Annotated in this window: 22 protein-coding genes; 11 read left to right on the top strand and 11 right to left on the bottom strand. The window is 56.1% G+C overall.

The genetic code is table 11. The features are described from left to right. On the top strand, window positions 1-1,248 hold a 1,248-nt coding region (locus EDC52_RS18560), incomplete at its 5' end, for a transketolase family protein (RefSeq protein ID WP_268990513.1). Between the two features lie 472 nt (window positions 1,249-1,720). On the opposite strand, the gene nudK is transcribed toward EDC52_RS18560, so the two are convergent. Further along, a complete protein-coding gene (gene nudK / locus EDC52_RS18555; RefSeq protein ID WP_131867648.1) occupies window positions 1,721-2,299 on the bottom strand; it encodes a GDP-mannose pyrophosphatase NudK in 579 nt (192 codons plus the stop codon). Between the two features lie 250 nt (window positions 2,300-2,549). On the opposite strand from nudK, the gene acrD reads away from it, so the two are divergent. The 5 genes from acrD (at window position 2,550) to EDC52_RS18530 (ending at window position 8,794) form a co-directional block, all read left to right on the top strand. Continuing rightward, complete coding sequence (gene acrD, locus EDC52_RS18550; RefSeq protein WP_131867646.1) at window positions 2,550-5,714, top strand: multidrug efflux RND transporter permease AcrD; 3,165 nt, start codon at window positions 2,550-2,552, stop codon at window positions 5,712-5,714. 696 nt (window positions 5,715-6,410) lie between these two features. Next, window positions 6,411-6,794, top strand: a complete 384-nt coding sequence (locus tag EDC52_RS18545; protein ID WP_131867644.1) for an ArsC family reductase — start codon at window positions 6,411-6,413, stop codon at window positions 6,792-6,794. Between the two features lie 2 nt (window positions 6,795-6,796). Next, a complete protein-coding gene (gene dapE / locus EDC52_RS18540) occupies window positions 6,797-7,924 on the top strand; it encodes a succinyl-diaminopimelate desuccinylase (protein ID WP_131867642.1) in 1,128 nt (375 codons plus the stop codon). Beyond that, on the top strand, window positions 7,921-8,601 hold the full coding sequence (locus EDC52_RS18535) for a M15 family metallopeptidase (protein ID WP_131867641.1): 681 nt from the start codon (window positions 7,921-7,923) through the stop codon (window positions 8,599-8,601). The genes dapE and EDC52_RS18535 overlap by 4 nt, the downstream gene beginning before the upstream one ends. 4 nt (window positions 8,602-8,605) lie before the next feature. Continuing rightward, window positions 8,606-8,794, top strand: a complete 189-nt coding sequence (locus EDC52_RS18530) for a YpfN family protein (protein ID WP_131867639.1) — start codon at window positions 8,606-8,608, stop codon at window positions 8,792-8,794. On the opposite strand, the gene EDC52_RS18525 is transcribed toward EDC52_RS18530, so the two are convergent. The 6 genes from EDC52_RS18525 to dapA all read right to left on the bottom strand — a co-directional run bounded on the left by EDC52_RS18525 (window position 8,781) and on the right by dapA (window position 15,180). Further along, complete coding sequence (locus EDC52_RS18525) at window positions 8,781-10,997, bottom strand: tRNA(Met) cytidine acetyltransferase TmcA (protein WP_165911762.1); 2,217 nt, start codon at window positions 10,995-10,997, stop codon at window positions 8,781-8,783. The genes EDC52_RS18530 and EDC52_RS18525 overlap by 14 nt on opposite strands. Window positions 10,998-11,004: 7 nt before the next feature. Further along, the gene (locus EDC52_RS18520; RefSeq protein WP_131867635.1) at window positions 11,005-11,457 is read right to left on the bottom strand and encodes a DUF441 domain-containing protein; all 453 of its coding nucleotides are present in this window, start codon (window positions 11,455-11,457) and stop codon (window positions 11,005-11,007) included. Window positions 11,458-11,476: 19 nt separating this feature from the next. Then, complete coding sequence (gene ypfJ / locus EDC52_RS18515; RefSeq protein ID WP_131867633.1) at window positions 11,477-12,334, bottom strand: KPN_02809 family neutral zinc metallopeptidase; 858 nt, start codon at window positions 12,332-12,334, stop codon at window positions 11,477-11,479. A 116-nt stretch (window positions 12,335-12,450) separates the two neighbouring features. Then, on the bottom strand, window positions 12,451-13,164 hold the full coding sequence (purC, locus tag EDC52_RS18510; RefSeq protein ID WP_131867631.1) for a phosphoribosylaminoimidazolesuccinocarboxamide synthase: 714 nt from the start codon (window positions 13,162-13,164) through the stop codon (window positions 12,451-12,453). A gap of 69 nt (window positions 13,165-13,233) precedes the next feature. After that, a complete protein-coding gene (gene bamC / locus EDC52_RS18505) occupies window positions 13,234-14,283 on the bottom strand; it encodes an outer membrane protein assembly factor BamC (protein WP_131867629.1) in 1,050 nt (349 codons plus the stop codon). An 18-nt stretch (window positions 14,284-14,301) separates the two neighbouring features. Then, a complete protein-coding gene (gene dapA, locus EDC52_RS18500) occupies window positions 14,302-15,180 on the bottom strand; it encodes a 4-hydroxy-tetrahydrodipicolinate synthase (protein ID WP_131867627.1) in 879 nt (292 codons plus the stop codon). 145 nt (window positions 15,181-15,325) lie between these two features. Between dapA and EDC52_RS18495 the strand changes: the two genes are divergently transcribed. The 3 genes from EDC52_RS18495 to bepA all read left to right on the top strand — a co-directional run bounded on the left by EDC52_RS18495 (window position 15,326) and on the right by bepA (window position 17,975). Continuing rightward, window positions 15,326-15,901: a glycine cleavage system transcriptional repressor gene (locus EDC52_RS18495; protein WP_131867625.1), complete on the top strand. Its 576-nt coding sequence runs from the start codon at window positions 15,326-15,328 to the stop codon at window positions 15,899-15,901. After that, window positions 15,898-16,365 carry a thioredoxin-dependent thiol peroxidase gene (gene bcp, locus EDC52_RS18490; protein WP_131867623.1) on the top strand — a complete coding sequence of 156 codons (468 nt, stop codon included), beginning with the start codon at window positions 15,898-15,900 and terminating at the stop codon, window positions 16,363-16,365. Before EDC52_RS18495 ends, bcp begins: the two co-directional genes overlap by 4 nt. Before the next feature lie 128 nt (window positions 16,366-16,493). Further along, window positions 16,494-17,975 carry a beta-barrel assembly-enhancing protease gene (gene bepA, locus EDC52_RS18485; protein ID WP_131867621.1) on the top strand — a complete coding sequence of 494 codons (1,482 nt, stop codon included), beginning with the start codon at window positions 16,494-16,496 and terminating at the stop codon, window positions 17,973-17,975. An 18-nt stretch (window positions 17,976-17,993) separates the two neighbouring features. Here bepA and hda read toward each other — a convergent pair whose 3' ends face one another. The 3 genes from hda to upp form a co-directional block, all read right to left on the bottom strand. Next, window positions 17,994-18,713, bottom strand: a complete 720-nt coding sequence (gene hda, locus EDC52_RS18480) for a DnaA inactivator Hda (RefSeq protein ID WP_131867619.1) — start codon at window positions 18,711-18,713, stop codon at window positions 17,994-17,996. A gap of 123 nt (window positions 18,714-18,836) precedes the next feature. Continuing rightward, window positions 18,837-20,138 (bottom strand): uracil permease, encoded by a 1,302-nt coding sequence (gene uraA / locus EDC52_RS18475; protein WP_131867617.1) that lies wholly within the window; start codon window positions 20,136-20,138, stop codon window positions 18,837-18,839. Window positions 20,139-20,200: 62 nt separating this feature from the next. Continuing rightward, on the bottom strand, window positions 20,201-20,827 hold the full coding sequence (gene upp, locus EDC52_RS18470; RefSeq protein WP_131867656.1) for a uracil phosphoribosyltransferase: 627 nt from the start codon (window positions 20,825-20,827) through the stop codon (window positions 20,201-20,203). 234 nt (window positions 20,828-21,061) lie between these two features. On the opposite strand from upp, the gene purM reads away from it, so the two are divergent. Further along, window positions 21,062-22,099 carry a phosphoribosylformylglycinamidine cyclo-ligase gene (purM, locus tag EDC52_RS18465; RefSeq protein WP_131867615.1) on the top strand — a complete coding sequence of 346 codons (1,038 nt, stop codon included), beginning with the start codon at window positions 21,062-21,064 and terminating at the stop codon, window positions 22,097-22,099. Then, a complete protein-coding gene (purN, locus tag EDC52_RS18460) occupies window positions 22,099-22,737 on the top strand; it encodes a phosphoribosylglycinamide formyltransferase (RefSeq protein WP_131867613.1) in 639 nt (212 codons plus the stop codon). Before purM ends, purN begins: the two co-directional genes overlap by 1 nt. 2 nt (window positions 22,738-22,739) lie before the next feature. On the opposite strand, the gene pstB is transcribed toward purN, so the two are convergent. Further along, entirely contained in the window at window positions 22,740-23,555 is an 816-nt protein-coding gene (gene pstB, locus EDC52_RS18455; RefSeq protein ID WP_131867611.1) for a phosphate ABC transporter ATP-binding protein PstB, read from the bottom strand. Window positions 23,556-23,567 lie beyond the last annotated feature (12 nt).

Here is a 23,567-nt window from a genome sequence, read left to right as displayed (position 1 = left end):
GGCTCGCCCAACAAGGCCGGCACCCATGGCGCCCATGGCGCCCCGCTCGGCGCCGACGAAGTGGCCGCCACCCGGCAGCAGCTGGGCTGGACCGACGGTCCGTTCGTGATTGCCGACGCCATCTATCAGGACTGGGATGCCAAAGCCGCCGGGGCGCAAAAAGAAGCGGCCTGGAACGAAAAGCGGGCGGCCTATGCGCGCGAATACCCTGAGCTGGCGGCGGAATTTACCCGCCGGATGAACGGCGAGCTGCCGGCCAGCTGGCAGACCGAGACCCGGCGCATCATCGAGCAGCTGCAGGCCAATCCGGCCAAGATTGCCAGCCGCAAGGCCTCGCAGAATGCCCTGGAAGCCTACGGCCCGCTGCTGCCCGAGTTGCTGGGCGGCTCTGCCGACCTGGCGCCGAGCAACCTGACGCTGTGGTCAAAGTCGGTATCGATTGCCGATGATGCGACCGGCAACTATATCCATTACGGGGTGCGCGAGTTCGGCATGACCGCCATTGCCAACGGCATCGCCCACCACGGCGGTTTCGTGCCCTATACCGCGACCTTCCTGATGTTTGTCGAGTACGCCCGCAACGCAGTGCGCATGGCGGCGCTGATGAAGGCCCGCCATATCATGGTGTATACCCATGACTCCATCGGCCTGGGGGAAGACGGTCCGACCCATCAGCCGGTCGAGCAGCTGGCCAGCCTGCGCCTGACGCCGAACATGAGCAACTGGCGGCCGTGCGACCAGGTGGAAACCGCCATTGCCTGGAAAGCGGCGATAGAGCGCCATGACGGGCCGACGGCGCTCATCCTGTCGCGGCAGAGCCTGGCCCAGCAATCGCGCGACGCGCAGCAGCTGGCGGACGTGGCCCGCGGTGGCTATGTGCTGAAAGACGGCGACGGGGTGCCGGAGCTCATCATCATCGCCACCGGCTCGGAAGTGGAGCTGGCGGTCAGCGCCTGGGAAACCCTGAGCGCGGAAGGACGCCGGGTACGGGTGGTGTCGCTGCCGTCGACCGATGTGTTCGACCGCCAGGATGCGGCCTACCGGGAATCGGTGCTGCCGGCGGCGGTCAGCGCGCGCCTGGCGATAGAAGCCGGGATAGCGGACTACTGGTACAAGTATGTCGGCCTGAACGGGGCTATCATCGGCATGACCGGCTTTGGCGAGTCGGCGCCGGCTGAGGAGCTGTTCAAGCTGTTCGGCTTTACCGCCGACAACGTACTGGAAAAAGCCCGCGGCCTGCTGGGCTGAGGCGGCGCCGGACACCACGCCGCGCCTGGGTAACGAGACGCGGCGCTGGGCAAGGTGCCAAGTAACGCACTGAGCCAGGCAGCCATAAACAGCCGAAGTGCCTATGCGCTTCGGCTTTTTTACGGGCTGACACCTGAGAGACCCCCATCTTCAAGCGGGAAATGAAACAAAAGGCGGCAAAGTTGAACCAACGCTATTATAGATCTGTATTCGCTGGCTCAGCTAAAGTATACAGGATAACGCGTTAAACACACTTCAGGCTAAAAAAACATGAGTACCCTACGCGTACCCGCCGTAATTACCAGCCAGTCATAAATATGAGTTTATTTTATAAATCCGCCCATCTAAATAATGAGTTCATCTTAAAATGGCTGCCTTATTTATCAAGCAGCCATTATGGGCTCAATTTTCTAATATAGCGCAAGCATGTTATTTAGCAGATCGATCGCCAGCGTGAGAAAATTGCCCATTTTCACGCCGTCAGCCAGCCATTTATTAACGCCTGCTGCAGCAGTATTATGGTTTTCCCATCCTGAATACGGCCATCGGCCACCATCGCCATTGCCTCTGGGAACGGCAGTTCCAGCACTTCTATATCTTCGTCATCCACCCCGCCGCCCGCGTTATCCCGTTGAGAATCCTGATAGGCGGCGGCAAAAAAGTGCACCTGTTCAGTAACACCCCCGGGCGACATATAGGCTGAAAACAGCTTAGTGACCTCCCCTACCTTATAGCCGGTCTCTTCCATTGCTTCACGGCGGATGCACTCTTCCGGAGAATCAAGATCGAGCAGGCCGGCGCAGGCTTCAATCAGCATACCGTCGGGATTGCCGTTAACAAATGTCGGCATACGGAACTGCCGGATCAGCAGTACGCAGTTAGTAGCCGTGTTGTATAACAGCAGCGTAGCGCCATTTCCCCGATCATAGACTTCACGCATCTGCCGCAGGCCGGTACCATCCTTTCGCACGAGGTCATAGACGTATTTACGCAGAACAAACCAGTGATCCGACAATAGCCGATTCTCTATGATATTAATCTTTAATGACATTAGACTTTTCCATTGACTGAATGATGCGGCTTATAACGGTGTATCATAGCGCATACTTTTTAGTGTAATCAGCTCCGTATTACCGTAGATAGTTACCGGCAGCAGGTATCACACGGCGCTAGGGCAATCACTTTTTTACATTATCTCCTTTATTTCTCCACATTATTTTGACTCTCTAACGCGTAGAGTATAAAGACGAGGTGTATCTCGTCCGTATAATACAGGCCTGTCGCCTTAAGGTTTCTAGTTAATGGCTAATTTTTTTGTGGATCGCCCCATCTTCGCCTGGGTGCTGGCGATTATTGTCTGCCTGACGGGCACACTGGCTTTATTTTCGCTTCCGGTCGAGCAATATCCGCGCCTGGCGCCGCCGACCATTCGTATTGCAGCCAATTACCCCGGCGCGTCAGCTCAGACGCTGGAAAATACGGTCACTCAGATTATCGAACAGAATATGACAGGCCTGGACAACCTGCTGTATATGGCCTCGCAGAGCAGTAACACCGGCCGGGCCACCACCACCCTGACATTTCAGGCCGGGACCAACCCCAACGAAGCGATGCAGCAAGTACAGAACCAATTGCAGGCTGCGTTGCGGCGCTTACCCCAGGCAGTCCAAAGCCAGGGAGTGACGGTATCGAAAACCGGCGACAGTAATTTGATGATGATAGCCTTCGTCTCCACCGATGGGACGATGGATAAGCAGGATATCTCCGACTATGTAGTGAGCCACATCCAGGAGCCACTGAGCCGGGTGAATGGCGTCGGCAGCATTGATGCCTATGGTTCGCAATATGCCATGCGTATCTGGCTTAATCCTGACGCACTGAACCAGTATAGCCTGACTACCGGTGACGTGGTTTCAGCTATCCAATCGCAAAATAGCCAGGTGTCAGTGGGACAGCTCGGCGGGACACCCTCGGTGGACAATCAGGCGCTGAACGCAACCATCAATGCCCAGTCACAGCTGCAGACGCCAGAGCAATTCAGGGATATGACCTTGCGGGTCAATACAGACGGTTCGGCGGTGTTGCTGGGGCAAGTTGCCACGGTAGAGATTGGTTCTGAAAATTATGACTATCTCAGCCGCTACAATGGCATGGCCGCATCCGGCATCGGCATTAAACTGGCATCCGGCGCCAATGAGTTGGCGACCAATATTGCCGTCAAAAAGAAAATTGAGGAGCTGGCGCCGTTTTTTCCCCATGGGCTGGAGGCCAAGGTCGCCTTCGAAACCGCCCCCTTTGTCAGTGCGTCGATAAAAGACGTGGTCAAAACCCTGCTGGAAGCCATTGTGCTGGTTTTCCTGGTCATGTATCTGTTCTTGCAGAACCTGCGCGCCACGCTGATACCGACGATAGCGGTGCCGGTGGTACTGTGCGGCACCTTTGCCGTGCTGTGGATGTTCGGCTACAGCGTCAATACGCTGAGCATGTTCGCCGTAGTGCTGGCCATTGGGCTGCTGGTGGATGATGCCATCGTGGTGGTGGAAAACGTCGAACGGGTGATGGCAGAGGAAGGGCTGTCGCCGCGCGAAGCCACGCGAAAATCAATGGGGCAGATTCAGGGAGCGCTGGTAGGGATTACCCTGGTGCTGTCGGCCGTATTTGTGCCTATGGCGTTTTTCGGCGGCACGACCGGCGCCATCTACCGGCAATTTTCAGTCACTATCGTCGCGGCAATGGCATTGTCGGTACTGGTCGCCCTGATACTGACGCCGGCCCTTTGCGCCACATTGCTGAAACCTGCGGTAAAAGGCCATCATCATAGCCGCAAAGGCTTTTTCGGCGCGTTCAATCGCCAGTTCGATAAAATGACACTCGGCTACAAGCGAGGGGTCGGAAAAATCATGCAGCGCAGCATACGCTGGCTGTTGCTGTACGGGGTGCTGCTGGCGGTAATGACCGGGCTGTTTCTGCATCTTCCCACCTCCTTTTTGCCTGATGAAGACCGGGGGGTATTTATGGCGCAGGTACAGCTGCCCACCGGTTCTACCCAGCAGCAGACGCTGAAAGTGGTGGCTAAGGTGGAAAACTATTTTCTTACCCAGGAAAAAGAAAACGTGCTGTCGGTATTTTCAACCGTCGGCTCCGGACCTGGCGGCAATGGCCAGAACGTGGCCCGTCTGTTTATCCGACTCAAGGATTGGAGTCAACGCAACAGCCCTGCTGACAAGTCTTTTGCCATTATCGAACGCGCCACTCGGGAATTCAGCAAGATAACCGAAGCACGGGTGCTGGCCAACAACCCGGCGGCCATCTCGGGGCTGGGCAATGCCGCCGGGTTCAACTTCAACCTGCAAGACCACAGCGGTGCCGGACATCAGGCGCTGATGGCGGCCCGCGATCGGTTGCTGGCAAGCGCAGCAACATCGCCGTTGCTGACCCGGGTAAGACATAACGGTTTAGATGACAGCCCGCAGTTGCAGATTGATATCGACCAGCGTAAGGCCCAGGCGCTGGGGGTGTCGGTTGATGACATCAATGACACGCTTAAAACCGCCTGGGGATCCACTTATGTGAATGATTTTGTCGATCGCGGCCGGGTAAAAAGGGTGTATGTGCAGTCGGCGGCCAAATATCGCATGCTGCCCGATGATATCTACCGCTGGTATGTTCGGAATGACAAAGGAAGTATGGTCCCCTTCTCCGCTTTTTCTTCCTCAAAATGGGAATATGGTGCCCCGCGACTGGAACGTTACAACGGCTACTCTTCTCTGGAGATCGTCGGCGAAGCCGCCCCGGGTGTCAGTAGCGGCGCTGCGATGCTGGAAATGGAAAAACAGGTTGCCAGCCTGCCCAACGGCATGGGACTCGAATGGACCGGTATGTCCTATCAGGAACGGATGTCGGGTGCCCAGGCGCCTGCGCTTTACGCAATTTCCCTGCTGGTGGTTTTTTTGTGCCTGGCAGCGCTTTATGAAAGCTGGTCTATTCCGTTTTCGGTGATGCTGGTGGTACCGCTGGGCGTGCTGGGGGCGTTACTGGCTACCTGGATGCGCGGGCTGGAGAATGATGTTTATTTCCAGGTAGGCATGCTGACGGTCATCGGGCTCGCGGCCAAAAACGCGATTCTGATAGTAGAATTTGCCAATGAACTCCACAGCCGTGGGCAAGACTTGCTGGAAGCGACGCTTGAAGCCTCCAGAATGAGGCTGCGTCCGATAATCATGACATCACTGGCTTTCGTATTCGGCGTTTTACCTATGGCTACCAGTCAGGGCGCAGGTTCGGCCAGCCAGCATGCGGTGGGTACCGGGGTCATAGGCGGCATGGTATCCGCCACGATCCTGGCAGTCTATTTTATCCCGCTATTTTTCGTTCTGATACGTCGTCGCTTTCCCGGCCATGCGAATGCAGAACCGGCGGTACGGCTGTCGCCTGAAGGAATGGTCTCAAAGGATGCAGCCGAATAAAGCGCTGCAGCCGGCACAAGCCGAATCAATAAGGCCAGCTGTATCAGTGGCCTTATGATGACAGGGCATCAGCTACAACTGCTATGAAAAAGCATCAGCTATAACTGCGATGAAAAAGCATCAGCTATAGCTGCTATGAAAGAGCGTCAGCTATAGCTGCGATGAAAAAGCATCAGCTATAGCTGCTGTGACAGAGCATTAGCTACAACAACTCTTCAGATTAATAGCCAGAATGATCATGACTTGCGCAGCATTGCGTCTATAAAATCTTTCCAAAGGGCAACTTCGGTATTGACCATATCAACCTCATTTCGTCTTTTCAGGCTATTATATGGACATATAACCTATAATACAAAGACAGTTAAACATTACTGTGAAATTATGAATATTAATAAGAGCAACCACATCTCATCATACTTACATGAGTAATCAATTAATTTAAATGTTTTATTGATCCTGGATTATCAACAATGTCCAATCGTTAAAAATCATTTAATAAATCGGCTAATTAAGTTAATACACCACGCCTGTATAAGATAGGAATGAACCTGTTATTTATCAATTTGATTAGATCGGCCTTTTACTGGATCCCAACAGCATTTTCCCTCATTATAACCGGAGATCACTCCCTCTTTACGCCCATCAAGACCTACGTAATGAGAGGACTAATTATTCAGTTTAAGGTGGCATTTTCGTATGTCTGATGATTTACAGCATCCCCACTACATTCTCTATGGCATCAAAAACTGCGATACCATAAAAAAAGCGCGCCGCTGGCTTGATGAACAGCAGGTGGATTATCGATTTCATGACTATCGGACCGATGGGATAAGCGCCAGCCTGCTGGCGGAATTTACCCGCCGCTGCGACTGGCGGACCTTGCTGAACACCCGCGGCACTACCTGGCGCAAGCTTTCAGATGAACAACGTTTATCCGCGGCCACGGTCGATAACGCCCAGGCATTGATGCTAAGCCAGCCGGCGCTGATTAAACGTCCGGTGCTGCAAGCACCCGACGGCGCGATACTGGTTGGGTTTTATCCGCTGCAATATCAGCAATTTATCGCCAAGGAGGCCTGATTATGTCATGCCCTGTACTGGAACTCGCTCAGCAATTGATCAAGCGACCGTCTTTGAGTCCCGATGATGCAGGCTGCCAGACGCTGATGATCGAAAAGCTTGAAGCGATAGGTTTCACTGTTGAAGCCATGGACTTCAATGACACCCGCAATTTCTGGGCCTGGCGTGGTCAGGGACGCACCCTGGCTTTTGCCGGCCATACCGATGTGGTCCCGGGCGGTGATGCCAGCCAGTGGAATAATCCTCCGTTTGAGCCGGCCTTGCGAGACGGCATGCTTTATGGCCGCGGCGCTGCCGATATGAAAGGTTCCCTTGCCGCGATGGTCGTCGCCGCCGAGCGTTTCGTGGCGCAATATCCCGATCACTGCGGACGTCTGGCCTTTCTCATTACCTCAGACGAAGAGGCCAGCGCTGTAAACGGCACCGTGAAGGTTGTGGATGCGCTGATGGCGCGTAACGAACGCCTGGATTATTGCCTGGTAGGCGAGCCGTCCAGCACCGCCAAACTGGGCGATGTGGTCAAAAACGGCCGCCGTGGCTCCCTGACCGCCAATCTGACGGTCAGGGGTGTCCAGGGGCATGTTGCCTATCCCCATCTTGCTGATAATCCCGTCCACCGGGCGCTGGCCGCCCTCAGCGAACTGGTATCGATCCGCTGGGACGAGGGCAATGCGTTCTTCCCGCCGACCACCATGCAGATTGCCAATATCCATGCCGGCACCGGCAGCAACAATGTCATTCCCGGTGAGCTGGCGGTACAGTTCAACTTCCGTTTTAGCACCGAGTTGACCGATCAGCAGATCCGTGAGCGGGTAGAGGCGCTGATGCAGCGACATGGTCTGGACTACCACATCAACTGGTGGTTGTCAGGGCAGCCGTTCCTGACCGCCGAAGGCGAATTGGTCGCAGCGGTAGTCAATGCCGTCGAGCATTATCAGGAATTTACCCCGGGCCTAGAAACCACTGGTGGGACTTCCGATGGCCGATTCATTGCACGTATGGGCGCTCAAGTCGTCGAACTGGGCCCGGTGAACAGCACCATCCATAAGGTCAATGAGTGCGTCAATGCCGCTGATTTGCAGCTGCTGAGCCGGATGTATCAACGTATCATGGAGCAACTTATCGCATGATGACTCCTCACATGCTGACCGGCAAGGCCGATGGGCATCTGGTGCCGGTCACAGGGTCAGGCAACCACCGTTTGCAGGCCGAAGCAGCCACGGCGTTTGCCGGACTGCAGCAATCGGCGCGCCGACAGGGCTTCAATCTGCAGCCTGCCAGTAGTTTTCGTGATTTTGAGCGACAACGACTGATATGGAATGGCAAATTCCGCGCCGAGCGACCATTATTGGATAGTAACTCCCGACCGCTGGACGCGCGGAAAATGACGGTTGAAGCACGCTGTCATGCCATCCTGCATTGGTCGGCGTTGCCGGGTGCCAGCCGCCATCATTGGGGCACCGATCTGGATATCTTTGATCCTGATGCGCTGCCGGCAGGGAAAACGCTGCAGCTGGAGCCCGGAGAATATCTGACCGGCGGCTATTTTGCCGATCTGACCGCCTGGCTTGGCCGCCATATGGCGGATTATGATTTTTACCGCCCCTATGAGGTGTATCGCGGCGGCGTGGCGCCTGAACCCTGGCACCTCAGCTACCGGCCGCTGGCGCAGCTGGCTATGCAGCAACTGACGCCCGATCTTATACTGGCTTCATGGACAGAACAGGATGTGGCAGGAGAAGAATGGCTTATCCCCCATCTTCCCGACCTGTTTAACCAATACATACTGAATGTCGAAAAGGAGTGATGCGATGGGCTGGTTAGCGGATTATTGGTGGATTATTTTATTGGTGTTGGCCGGTATGATCATCAGCGGCATCAAAGAGCTGAGGCGGGTTGATCATAAGCGCTTTATGGACGATCGTCCCGAGCTGCCGCCTCATCGCGACAATAATGCCAAGTGGGATGAACAGGACGATGACTGGCCTAAGAAAAAATAACGCCATCCCCGGCAGCAGACGACGTCACATATCCGCCGGGGGCACTCCAGGCTTGCCATTGCAGGCAAGTCTCACGATCAAGCAGCCACATTGCCTCGGCCGCTTCCTGCCTCATCTCGGCAAGCCAGGCTTTTCTGCCGGCAGGCTTGGCCTGGAAAGAGGCTGACGGCATCAATGGCCCTTGGGCTGCCCACTGTCGCAACAACGGCAGCGGCAGTCCGCTTGCGCCAAGCAGGCGCCTGAGCGCCGGCAGGCATACATCGGCTGGACGGTGGGCGAATGCAAACCCTGCCAGGCAGCGCCAGTCATCTTCCGCCACTGTTTCCATAGGGTGTTTTTTTTCTGACCAGTCCCTGACAAAGCGTGCCGCGGCTCTCAACGTCAGCTCTCGGCCCCGTTGACTTATCGGCAGCAGTGCCATCGCGTTATAGCAGCCACTGCTGGCTTCCAGATGAGTACCGATTCGCACCAGCTCGAACCCGGCACTGCGCCAGAATCGCCATAGCGAGTCAGTGTAACCGAAGCTGACCGACAGGAAATCACGGTCTCCCGCTGCTGCAACCGCCTGTTGAACTAGCTCAAGCCCTATACCCCGACGGCGCTGGCCCGGTGTTACGGCGATACGGCTAATCCGCCGCGACCGCAGTACCGGGGCCTGCCATTCGTCGCCGTGAGCTGCCAGGGATTGCGCCACCAGATTACCCGGCGGCCGTCGTCTGCCGGCCCATATTTCATGAGCCAGGCCTGGCGGCAAACCGCCTTCATCTACCAGCCATAGCGCAGCCAACAGGCGGCCGCTGTCGACAGCCGCCATGAAATGCATGCCCGCAGCATCCATCAGTCGGCGCAGATCCAGCGGCGAAGTGCGGTAATGAGCAGCCGTCAGCAGTTGATATAGCGCCTTCATCCGCAGCGGATGACACTGCAGATAATCCTGCGGCCAGCAGCGAATACGGTGCTCAGCCGATTCAAGGTATTCAGATCCGAAATCGTATACCGATTCAGAGACAGATTCAGACGTTGATATCCTTTCCGGCTCAGCATTGGATTCCCGTGAAAGAGAGGCATTGACAGCCGATTCCATTGGGATAGATGCTTTAGCTGTGGATTCAGACCTCTCTTCCGGGTGTTGACCGCTGTCTGCATCGGCCTCTGCCAGGGTTGGCCGATCATCAAACCACAGCGCCGATATGAGCCACTGTTCCAGCGGGTCATCCTGCGCCCAGCGAAGCGGCTGGTCCAGCACCCGGAAATGGGGGCGGTCAAGGGTGGGACAGAATTTGAGCACAAAGCCGCGACCGGTTCCTTCATATCCCTGCACCGTCGTGGTCATCAACACCCGCGGACATAGCGCTGTCAATCGCCGCAGCACCGGCATCGGTATTGCCGCCGCTTCATCGATAATCAACCAGTCTACCGTCGGCAGTGATGCCCATTCGGCCAGTAGCGCATCGGGGGCAAAAAAAGGCGGCGGACAATCGCCATAGTCAAGCAGCACCTGAGCAGCCGCTCTTGAAGGCGCCGTCACTCGGCAGCGCCCGGGCATGCTGGCGGTGAACATGCCCGCCAGGGTCGATTTACCGCGTCCGCGCGCAGCTGTGACAATCCAATTGCCCGGCCCGGCACTGACGAGTTCCTCGACCAGTTGCTGTTGGCGGGCCGTCGGTTTACCGGTCGGTGCCTGCCAGCGCGGGCGGCTGACCGCAGTCAGTGCCGGCGCGGCCCGATGCTGATGAACAATCAGCGTTTCGGCGCTCGCCAGCAGGCTTTGCTGCAAATGACGGATAAAATGGGGAGTGGCTATCGGGTGAGCCCCCTCATTCCAGCGACGGGAGTCCTGGTCAATTGTCGTCGGCCAGGCATCCCATGCCGGCGCCAGCAGCACCAGCCAGCTGCCGGCGGTCAATGTGCCGGCCAAAGCGGCCAGGGCTTCCGCATGCAGCCCGCAACGGGCATCGAATACCCCATGCCGGAATTCCCTGCCCAGCAAACCGGTCATCGCCGCCGGCAGACAGGACGGTTGCCAGAGCGGTTGCGGACCAGCCCATAGCCAGTCGCCAGGTAATAGTTGCCTGAGATGCGCAGCGCGCTCCCCCGCCCACTCAGCATCACCGGACAGCACCATCAGACGGCGTATGCCACAGTGCCCCATTTGCCGGGTTAATTCGTTAAGCGTAGTTTCACTGCCGACAGGGAAGGCCAAGCCCATATCAGCTTTTACCGATAATCATCGACAGCAGGCCCGCCGCGATCAATGGCCCGACCGGTACGCCGCGAAACAGTGCCACCCCCATTACAGTACCAACCAACAGGCCGGCCACTATCGAAGGCTGACTGGACATCAGCGAAACCCCGCGGCCACCCAGCCAGGACACCAGCACGCCGATGGCTATCGCCAGCAGCGATTTCCAACTGAGGAATGACTGAAATACACTGCCTGCAGAAATAGTGCCACTGGCGATCGGCGCCATTACGCCGATGGTCAGAATAATAATCCCAATGGTTAATCCCTGTTTTTCGACCCAGGGAAAGTACTGGTTCATCGGCGTGAGGCGGATTATCAGCAAGACCAGTATCGCCACGGTAACGGTGGAGTTGTTGCTGATGATGCCAAGGGCGGCCAGGCCCAGCAAAATGAGCATGGTCGGATCTAAAAAATTCATCTACTTTCCCTGAAAAACCTTAGCGGCTGGCAAAAGTATTACACTGTGTCATATCGCCGCTGTCAAAACCGCGTTTAAACCAGGTATATCGCTGCTCAGAGGTGCCGTGGGTGAAACTGTCGGGAACCACACGGCCTTGCCCCTGCTGCTGCAGGCGGTCATCACCGATGGCCTTGGCGGCATTCAGCGCCTCTTCAAGATCGCCCGCTTCCAGGATCTGCTGTTTCTGCATGCTGTTGCCCCAGACCCCGGCAAAACAGTCAGCCTGCAATTCCATTTTCACCGACAACTGATTGACCTGTGCCTGGCTGGCGCCTTGCTGCTGCTGTCTGACCTTTTGCTCGATCCCCAGCAGATTCTGCACATGGTGGCCGACCTCGTGGGCGATAACATAACCCTGGGCGAAATCGCCGTCAGCACCCAGCGAACTTTTCATTTCATCGTAAAAGGACAGGTCAATATACACTTTGCGATCGGCCGGGCAATAAAACGGCCCCATTACCGATTGACCGGTGCCGCAACCGGTAGTGGTCGCTCCGCGATACATAACCAGCGTAGGCGGCTGCCAGGTCTGGCCCTGCTGACGGAATATCTCCTGCCAGGTATCTTCGGTGGTGGCGGTTATCACAGAGGTAAATTTTGCCGCCTCGCTTTCATTAGGGCTGATACCGACGGCACTGCTCTGGGAAGACGGGGTTGAGTCCCCGGTCAGCAGCGGTGTCAGGTCAACGCCATAATAGCCGGCCACCACCACCACGATAAGCAGCACCACGCCGCCCTTGCCGCGAATAGGTATCCGTATACCGCCGCCAGAGCCTGATGACTGGCCGCGCCTGTCTTCCACGTTATCGCTTTCGCGACGTCCTTGCCAACGCATGGCCTACCCCACAATGTTCAGATGAATGATTGGAGGATAGCATATTTTGGCCACGCCGGCGGTGGCGTGGCCTGGACCAGAACGGATAGCAAGTAGCAGCGTAATCGATTGCGCGGTTAGTCCAATTTTACGCCAATACGCTGGGCGACTTCCTCATAGGCTTCTATCACGCCTCCCAAACTCTGACGGAAACGATCCTTGTCCATCTTGTTCAGGGTATTTTTATCCCACAGGCGGCTGCCGTCCGGGGAAAACTCATCGCCCAGCACCACTTCGCCCTTGAACAGGCCGAATTCAAGCTTGAAATCCACCAGGATAAGGCCGGCGTCATCAAAGATTTTCGTCAGTACCTCATTGGCCTGGTACGTCAACTGTTTCATTCGAGCCAGGTTTTCCGGCGTGACCCAGCCGAAGGTCTGGCAGTAGGACTCATTGATCATCGGGTCGTGCATGGCATCGTTCTTCAAGAACAGATCGAACAGAGGCGGATTGAGCTCGATGCCCTCTTCAACGCCCAGGCGCTTGACCAGTGAACCCGCGGCGCGATTGCGCACCACGCATTCGACCGGCACCATATCCAGCTTTTTCACCAGCACTTCGTTATCGGAAAGCAGGCTGACGATTTGGGTCGGGATACCGGCTGCGGCCAGTTTATTCATAATGAAATAGTTGAATTTATTATTAACCATTCCTTTGCGATCAAGCTGTTCGATACGCTGGCCATCCAGTGCTGACGTATCATTGCGGAATTCCAATATCAGCAAATCCGGATCCTCGGTAGTGTGGACCGTTTTCGCTTTTCCGCGATACAACTCAGCTAACTTTTGCATCTTTACTTACTCCAGTGGCAGATAGAGCTCGACTGTAAATGATAAAAGGGGCCGGGGCCCCTTTTTGGTTTAACGGGTGAGTGTCTGGCCGAATGCAGCCTGGAACACCGATACCAGCGCATCGTTCTGCGACTGGGTGAGGGTATGTCCTTTTGGATCGGTAAACTGCAGCGTGCTGCGGTTCTCCAGATCGCCCACCTGCAATTTGTAGTCACCATTGACCAGATCAGGATCTTTAGCGCCCAGAGAATCCCAGGTGCTGCTTCCCGGCGCACTGTAGGTCAGAGACAGGGTGCCCAGCGGGCGACTGCGATCCTTGACCTTCATGCCCATTTTTTCCAGCGCCGGCGGCAGGCGATCCCAAACGGCGGTATAAGGCGCGCGTACCACCAGCAGCGGCAGGCCGGTCTCATCGGCGCCGCTTATCACGCTCATATCGGCGGTCTGCCCAAGGGCACGCTGGCTATCGCGCTCATCGCTGAGCTTCTCCAGACCGCGCGCCACGTTATTGAGCATTTCAACGGTATAGCGCTGAATGATCGCCTGGTTGGTCACCGTTACCTGTTGCTGCTCAAGGCGCAGTGACTTGACCATCAGCGACGTTTGATAGCCTTCAGTGCGGATACTGATTTGATACTGGCCGCGATACTGGTTGTCTTCATCGGCGCGAGACCAGGCAACCCAATCAGTATTAAGCGTCTGGCTGGCATCCTGGCGTGAAACGATGGTGTAGCCATTGCTCTGGACTACCGCTACCACCTGCGACCACATATCGCGGTTCTGAGCGCTGTTCTCCAGCACAATGAGGGCGGTATCGCCATTATACTGCGTGCGTGAGCCATTCAACAAAGCCAGAGGCTGCGCTGGCGGGCGCACATCCAGTTGTTTGCCGATGCGGCCATTGGTCGCAGCCGGCGGGACATCATAGTCGCCGCGCGCCAAAGGCAGGATCATACCGGATGGGCTGTTTAGCGGGTGCAGAGCCGGTGCTTTCAGGTATTCTTCATTGCCGTTAACCTGACGTTTGTAGCGTTGATCGCTGGAACAGGCCGCAAGCAGCATGAACAGAGATGCGCCTACCACTTTTGCCACCATCGACTTTTGTAATGAATAAGCCATCAATTCTCCCTAACAGAGTTATAGCAAGCCGGCATCCGATAGCGCTTGCCTGACAATAAGGCCCGAAGCCTCGGTCAGAGGCGTCATCGGCAAACGCATCGTGTCGGTTGCCATTAATCCCAATGCTTTACAGGCCCATTTTACGGGTATTGGGTTGGGTTCTATAAATAATTTCTGATGAAGCGGCATCAGCAGTTGGTTGAGGCGGCGAGCTTCACTGAAGTTACCCTGCGCTGCCAGAGCGCAGAGCTCAGCCATTTCACGGGCGGCGATATTCGCCGTCACCGAAATCACCCCTTTACCGCCAAGCTGCATAAAATCCAGTCCGCTGGAATCGTCACCGCTCAGCAGGATAAAGTCATCTTCAACCAGCTCTTGGATCTGGCTGACGCGACTTAAGTTCCCCGTGGCTTCCTTAATAGCGACAATATTTTTAACGCGTGATAGGCGACCTACCGTTTCGGGCAGCATATCGCAACCGGTGCGGGAGGGAACGTTATAAAGAATCTGCGGTAAATCGGTGTGCTCGGCTATCGACTTGAAATGCTGGAACAGGCCTTCCTGAGTCGGCCGGTTATAATAGGGCGTCACGGTCAGGCATCCGACCACTCCACTCTGGTGAAAACGCTGGGTCAGCGATATCCCTTCCGCGGTTGAATTTGCGCCGGTACCGGCAATCACCGGAATGCGGCCATCGCTTAACTCAACGGTCAGCTTGACCACATCGCCATGTTCTTCATGACTCAAGGTGGATGACTCACCGGTTGTCCCGACGGAAACAATCGCCGAGGTGCCACTGGCCACATGATAATCGATTAATTTTCTCAGACTGACTCGATCGACGGCGCCCTTTTCGTCCATCGGCGTAACCAGTGCAACTATGCTTCCCGTAAACATTGACCATCCCTCCACAAACAGGTTATTCATGGTACTTTTGTCACCTATCCAAAAGCAAGCAAACATCCGCCCTCTGGCTGCTTGGCAGCAGGTTTTTTTTAGGGTTACCATGTAAATCACATCCAGCCGGACAGGAAGCGCCATTTTGCCACAGCCACAGCAACACTATCTGGTCATCACTGCACTGGGCACCGACCGCCCGGGGATCGTCAATGCCATTACGCGTCACGTGAGCAGTTGCGGATGCAATATCGAAGATAGCCGGCTGGCGATGCTGGGCGAAGAGTTTACGTTTATCATGCTGTTATCGGGCAGCTGGAACGCGATTGCCCAGATAGAGTCCACCCTGCCGCCCAAGGGAGGCGAGTTGGATTTACTGATTGTGATGAAGCGCACCAGCGCCCACCAGCGGCAGCCGATGCCGACCACCGTCTGGGTCAAAGTAGCAGTGAATGACTCTGCGCACCTGATTGAGCGCTTCACCGATCTTTTCGACAGTCATCAGATGGATATCGCCGAACTGGTCTCCCGCACCCATCCGGCCGGTCGGGGAGATGCCCCCCGGCTGCATATCCAGCTGACCGCACATGGCCCGGCCGCAGGCGCGGCAACCACCATTGAACATACCTTCCATCAACTCTGTACAGAATTGAACGCGCAAGGCAGTATTAGTGTGGTGAATCATCCTCAATATCAAGAACGAGACGGAGTATTACAATGACGCCACTGAAAGCCGGTGATTTCGCACCGAAATTTAGTCTGCCTGACCAGGACGGCGAGCAGGTCAGTCTGACCGACTTCCACGGACAGCGTGTACTGGTCTATTTTTATCCCAAGGCCATGACGCCTGGCTGTACCGTCCAGGCATGTGGTTTGCGCGATAACATGGATGAACTGAAAAAAGCCGGGGTTGAAGTCCTGGGCATCAGCACCGACAAACCGGAAAAACTGTCGCGTTTTGTCGAAAAGGAATTGCTTAATTTTACCCTGCTGTCTGATGAGGACCATCAGGTTGCCGCCGAGTTTGGGGTGTGGGGTGAAAAAAGCTTCATGGGTAAGACCTATGACGGTATCCATCGCATCAGCTTTTTAATCGATGGAACTGGCAAAATCGAGAATGTGTTCGATGATTTCAAGACCAGCAATCATCACGACATCGTCCTGGCCTATGTTCAGAATGCCTGAGTACCACAGCTGAAAAGCTGACGGGCGGGCTGCAGACGATATTCAAGGCCCGCCCGACGGTACGCCACCAGAGCACCCGCACCGGGGACGGATTTAACAGCGCATTGGTTGAGTTTAGGAATGTTTACATGTCAATTCGGCTGCGAAAACCGATTATCACGTTGCTACTGACGGTCTTGATGACAGCAGGCGGCAGTCTGCCGGCTTCGGCGGTTGATGAACAGCAGGATTTGCTGCCCGATATGGGCACCACTGCCGGCAGTACGCTGAGCATTGCCCAAGAGCTGCAGATGGGGGATTTCTATGTACGCCAGATGCGCGACGGTGCCCCGCTTATCAATGATCCGCTACTGGTCACCTATATCAATCATTTAGGCGGCAGCCTGGTCGCCAATGCCAACTCGGTGCGCACACCGTTTCATTTCTATCTCATCCGCAGTAACGAGCTCAACGCCTTTGCCTTCTTTGGCGGCAACGTGGTGATCCACTCCGCCCTGTTCCGCTACACCGAAAATGAGAGCGAACTGGCGTCGGTACTGGCCCATGAAATTTCCCATGTCACCCAGCGCCATCTGGCCCGCGCCATGGAAGACCAGCGACGTAATGCGCCACTTACCTGGGCCGGCGCGCTGGGGTCGATACTGCTGACCATGGCCAATCCGCAAATGGGCATGGCCGCGCTGAGCGGCACCCTTGCCGGCACCCAGCAGGGCATCATCAGCTTTACCCAGTCCAACGAGCAGGAAGCGGACCGTATCGGGCTGCAGGTTTTGCAGCGTGCCGGCTACGACCCGCAGGCGATGCCCGATTTCCTGCAGAAACTGGCCGATCAGACGCGCTATTCCACCGCGCCGCCGGAAATGCTGCTTACCCATCCGCTGCCGATGAGTCGGCTGTCGGACGCGCGCAACCGGGCCAATCAGATGACGCATAAAGTGCTGGATTCATCGCAGGAGTTCTATCTGGCCAAAGCGCGAACGCTCGGCATGTACAGCGTAGGCAATACCGTGCTGAGCGACGAACTGATCGCCGTCTGGCAAAAGGGCAATGCCCGTCAACGGATCGCCGCCAGCTATGGTGAAGCAGTGCTGTTTTACCAGGCGAAAAAATATGATCAGGCGGCAGCGACGCTGCAGCCCTTACTGGTCAAGCAGCCGTCCAATGTCTGGTTTCTGGACCTGATGACCGATATCGACCTGGGACAAAACCAGTCCTCCCGAGCCGTCAGCCGATTGGAAAAAGTGGTGCAGAGTCAAGGAAGCAACGTCAATCCGGTCCTGTCGTTGAATCTGGCCAATGCGTATGTCGAAGCCAAGCGCAATGCCGACGCAGTGAGACTGCTCAACCGCTATACCTTCAATCATCCGGACGACAGCAACGCCTGGGATCTGCTGGCCCAGGCCAGCGCAGCCCTAGGCAAGCGCGATCAGGAACTGGCGGCCCGAGCCGAACAGTTATCCCTCAGCGGCAAGTTCGATCAGGCCATCAGGGCGCTGAGCAATGCCAGCTCACTGGTCAGGCTCGGCAGCCTGGAGCAGGCACGCTATGACGCCCGGATAGATCAGCTCAAACAGCTGGAGAAACGCTACCAGCAGTATAAACGTACCTGACCAGGGGTTGTCAGGCCGCTACAGAGCAAGGATTTCCTTGACAAAAGGAATGGTAAGTTTGCGCTGAGCACGGATCGAGGCATCATCCAGCTTCACCAGCGTCTGGAACAGGGTACGCATATCCCGCTCCAACCGCTTAAGCAGGAACCGGCTGACATCTTCCGGCAGTTCAAATCCGCGCAGCCGTGCGCGCATTTGCAGGGCGGCAGCCTTCTGGTCATCGGAAAGCGCCTGCAGGCGATAGATCTGTCCCCAGTCCAAACGCGAAGCCAGGTCAGGCAGATTGAGATTCAACTGCCGGGGAGGGCAGTTGCCGCTGATGATAAGCCGGGTACGGCCGGTTTCCTGAATGCGGTTATACAGATTGAAAATAGCCATTTCCCAAGGCTCGTCGCCCACAATACATTCGATATTGTCGATGGTCACCAGAGAAAGCTGCTCCATCCCATCCATCACTTCCGGCACAAACCAGGTACGTTTATCCAGCGGCACATAGCCTACCGCTTCACCGCGCTGGGACAGTTCGGCGCAGGCGGCATGCATCAGGTGGCTGCGTCCGCCCCCTTTGCGGGACCAGAAATAGAGGTAGCTGCCATGCTCCTGCGCCAGCATGCTCCGAAGCGCTGCCAGCAAAGACAGGTTATCGCCAGGATAAAAACTGGCGAATGTCTCGTCATCAGGCAAATAAAGCGGTAAAGAAAGCTGGGCCGGCGTGTTCAGTAGAACCTCTTTGGACAGGTGCTGGGAATACGGTCTGAGTTTACCATAGATTGGCAGCGGTTATGAACCGCTTCGCCGGCCATATTGTCAGGCCGGCCGGAAGCCGCAGCACTCAGCGGATGCCGGCTGACCGGGCAGTGGCTATGGATGCATATCGCGACTGGCCTCATCCTGGGACTCGGCGTCAATCACCCGTTCTTCGCCGCGAAACAGGGTAATCACTCTGAATACCAGGCTCAGCACAATGCCGACCACGGTTGCCAGCGCCATCCCTTTCAGTTCGGCGGCGCCCAGATGAATCGTTGCGCCACTGACGCCGACGATAAGGATAACCGAGGTCAGAATCAGGTTCTGCGGCTTGTTATAATCAACCTTCGACTCAATCAGCACCCGGATACCCGATGCGCCGATCACCCCGTACAGCAGCAGGGATACCCCGCCCATTACCGGCACCGGCACCGCCTGGATCGCCGCCGCCAACTTGCCGACGCATGACAGCAGAATTGCCAGGATAGCCGCACCGCCGATCACCCAGGTACTGTAGACCTTGGTTATCGCCATCACGCCGATGTTCTCACCATAAGTGGTATTGGGCGTGGAGCCAAAGAAACCCGAAAATACGGTTGATAACCCGTTGGCAAACAGCGAACGGTGCAGGCCCGGATTACGCAGCAGATCTTTTTTGACTATATTGGCGGTCACCACCAGATGGCCGACGTGTTCGGCAATCACCACCAGCGCGGCCGGCAGTACCGTCAACATGGCGATCCACTCAAATCGGGGTCGGTAAAAGGTCGGTAAGGCGAACCAGTCAGCATCGCTGACCGCGGTGAAGTCCACTACCCCCATGGCAAAGGACAGCGCATAACCGACCAATACGCCAATCAGTATCGGAATGATGGCGAGAAATCCCCTGAACAGGACCGAGCCCAGGATGGTCACGCCCAGCGTTACCATGGAGATGGTGATGGCGGTAGTATCCGCCGCCGCACCGGCACCAGGGAGCAGTCCGGCCATATTGGCGGCCACGCCGGCCAGTTCCAGACCGATGACCGCGACGATAGCGCCCATGGCGGCAGGAGGAAAGATGACATCAAGCCAACCGGTGCCGGCTTTTTTAACGATAAGCGCCACCAGGCAGAATACCGCGCCACAGGCGATAAAGCCGCCGAGAGCCACTTCATAGCCCAGCGGCAACAGCAGCAGTACCGGTGAAATAAAAGCAAAGCTTGATCCCAGATAGGCAGGGATCCGGCCTTTGCAGATAAAGAGATACAGCAGGGTGCCGATGCCGTTAAACAGCAGCACCGTGGCCGGGTTTATCTTGAATAAAATCGGCACCAGCACGGTAGCGCCAAACATCGCAAACAGATGCTGAAAGCTCAGCGGGATAGTTTGAAGCAGCGGTGGACGTTCGCTTACCCCGATGACGCGACGAGTCATGTGTGTTTCCTCATGCTGCAGAAGATAAAAAAAAACCGACCCGATGGTCGGTTTGCAATCACTTATTTAGTGCCGAATATCTTATCGCCCGCGTCACCGAGGCCAGGCATGATGTAGCCCTGCTCATTCAGCCCCTTATCGATAGACGCGGTATAGAGTTCTACATCGGGATGGGCTTTTTCCAGCGCCGCAATGCCTTCCGGCGCCGCCACCAGCACCAGCACTTTGATGGCATGGCAACCGGCTTTTTTCAGTAAATCAATGGTGGCTATCATCGAGCCGCCGGTAGCCAGCATCGGATCAACCACCAAAGCCATGCGTTCATCAATATTCGACACCAGCTTCTGAAAATAGGGCACCGGCTCAAGCGTCTTCTCATCGCGATAAACGCCGACTACGCTGATACGCGCGCTCGGCACATTTTCCAGCACGCCGTCCATCATACCGAGGCCAGCACGCAAAATTGGCACCACGGTAATTTTCTTTCCTTTAATCTGTTCAATGTCGACCGGACCACACCAGCCATCGATAGTCACCGTTTCGGTTTCCAGATCGGCGGTAGCCACGTAAGTCAGCAGACTGCCCACTTCGGAAGCTAATTCACGAAAACGCTTGGTACTGATGTCGTGCGCGCGCATCAAACCTAATTTGTGTTTTACCAGCGGGTGTTTAACCTCAACGATCTTCATCATTATTCTCCCTAGGGGCACTGAGCAGTCAAAAAAATCGCGAGATTATAACCCCTTTTACCGGTCGCGCCATATGTAAATGACTGATCACGATCAATCGACTATTGAAAAATACTATAGCCAATAAAATGGCAATCGCATAAGCAACACCACTCGCAAACGTTTGCTCACACTGTTAGAATTGGGCCGCGCCATATTCTAACCGCAATACGACATCTCCGTGGGGATCTTGCAGTGACCGACAAAACCTCTCTCAGCTATAAAGACGCAGGCGTGGATATTGATGCCGGCAACGCATTGGTAGACCGTATCAAAGGTGTAGTGAAACAAACCAGACGTCCGGAAGTCATGGGCGGCCTGGGGGGATTCGGTGCCCTTTGCGCCCTGCCGCAGAAATACCGCGAACCGATTCTGGTATCCGGTACCGATGGCGTCGGCACTAAATTGCGTCTGGCGATGGATCTTAAACGCCACGACACCATCGGCATCGATCTGGTGGCGATGTGCGTTAACGACTTGGTGGTACAGGGCGCAGAACCCCTGTTCTTCCTGGATTACTATGCCACCGGCAAACTGGATGTCGATACCGCTGCCGCAGTCATTACCGGCATCGCCGAAGGCTGCAGACAATCAGGCTGTGCGCTGGTGGGCGGCGAGACCGCGGAAATGCCCGGCATGTACCACGGTGAAGATTATGACGTGGCCGGTTTTTGCGTTGGGGTGGTTGAAAAGTCTGAGATTATCGACGGCAGCAAAGTCAGCGCCGGCGATACCCTGCTGGCTCTGGCGTCAAGCGGCCCGCACTCCAACGGCTACTCACTGGTGCGCAAAGTACTGGAAGTCAGCGGCGCCGATCCGCTGACCACTGCTCTGGGCGATAAAACCCTGGCCGATCATCTGCTTGAACCGACGCGTATTTACGTCAAGCCGCTGCTGGAGCTGATTGCACGTAGCGAAATTCATGCCATCGCCCACCTGACCGGCGGCGGCTTCTGGGAGAATATCCCGCGCGTGCTGCCTGAAGGCGCCCAGGCGGTGATCGATGAAAGCAGCTGGCAATGGCCGGCAGTTTTCAACTGGCTGCAGCAGGCCGGCAACATCAGCCGCCATGAAATGTACCGCACCTTTAACTGTGGCGTAGGCATGATTATCGCGGTGCCCGCGGCAACGGCGGACCAGGCGTTGGACATCCTCACCGCGCTTGGCGAAACGGCGTGGAAACTGGGTGAAATCCAGCAGGCTGACGGGGCTGAACAGGTTATTATCCGTTAATGAAAACGCTGGTGGTACTGCTGTCTGGAGAAGGCAGCAATCTCCAGGCGCTGATTGATGCCTGCCTGCAAGGCAGGCTTTCGGCACGCATAGCAGCGGTATTCAGCAATCGGGCCGACGCGCGAGGACTCCAGCGCGCCGCCGATGCCGGCATCGACGCCCTATTTCTTTCACCAGCGGATTATCCCAGCCGCGAAGCGTTTGATCAGGCGCTGATGAATCAAATAGACCGCTACCAGCCAGATGGCGTAATCCTGGCGGGCTATATGCGCATCCTGTCCGCCGGTGTTGTCAGGCATTACTTCGGCCGGATGCTGAATATCCATCCTTCGCTACTGCCGCTCTATCCTGGGCTGCATACCCATCGGCAGGCGTTAGCCAATGCTGATGGCGAGCATGGCACCTCGGTACACTTTGTGACTGAGCAACTCGATGGCGGACCGGTGATCCTTCAGGCCCGGGTGCCGATATTCGACGATGATACCGAAGACAGTCTGGCTGAACGGGTAAAAACCCAGGAGCATGCAATCTATCCGCTGGTGGTAAACTGGCTGACCGAAGGCCGGTTGCGTCTGATTGACGATACCGCCTGGCTTGACGGCAACCCCCTGCCCCTGCCCGGTTACGCAGCCGACTAAACCTAGCGCAGCCGGCCGGTAATATAGTCTTCCGTCTTGCGCTCCATCGGTGCGGTGAACAACCGATCGGTAGCCTCATATTCCACCAGTCGGCCCTGGTGCACAAAGGCGGTGTAGTCAGACACCCTTGCCGCCTGCTGCATATTGTGGGTCACCAGCACCAGGGTGAAACGGGCCTTGAGTGAAATCATCAGCTCTTCAATAGTCAGCGTCGATATCGGATCCAGCGCCGAAGTAGGCTCATCCAGCAGCAGCACTTCCGGTTCGACGGCAATGGCCCTGGCGATCACCAGTCGCTGTTGCTGGCCAATGGACAATCTGAACGCATTCTCCTTCAGCCGGTCTTTCACCTCGGCCCACAGTGCCGCTGCGCGCAGTGCCTGCTCGACCGCATCATCCAGCCGACGCCGGTCGCGGATCCCCATCAGCCGGAGGCCATAAACCACATTCTCATAAATGGATTTGGGAAACGGGTTCGGGCGCTGGAAGACCATACCTACCCGGCGGCGCAACGCCACCACATCCAGCCCATCGGTGCCTATCTCATCACCCATCAAGCGTAAACTGCCTTCCACCCGGCAATCTTCCACCACATCATTCATTCGGTTGAAACAGCGCAACAGCGTTGACTTCCCACAGCCTGAAGGACCAATCAGCGCGGTAATATGGTGCCTGGGTATGCGTAGGCTCACATCACTGAGCACCGATCTTCCGCCATAGCTGACGCTGAGATGCTGCGCTTCAAGAGCGGTCATTTCATCGCCCAGCGCCTGGACATCAGGCTGAGGCGCAAAGGGATCGAAGGTGAGGGGGGCCATGGGAAATTCCTG

This window comes from Biostraticola tofi (assembly GCF_004343195.1).
Lineage (GTDB): Bacteria > Pseudomonadota > Gammaproteobacteria > Enterobacterales > Enterobacteriaceae > Biostraticola > Biostraticola tofi.
Note: the sequence above shows the minus strand (reverse complement) of the source record. Positions and strands in the feature narration are given on the sequence as shown.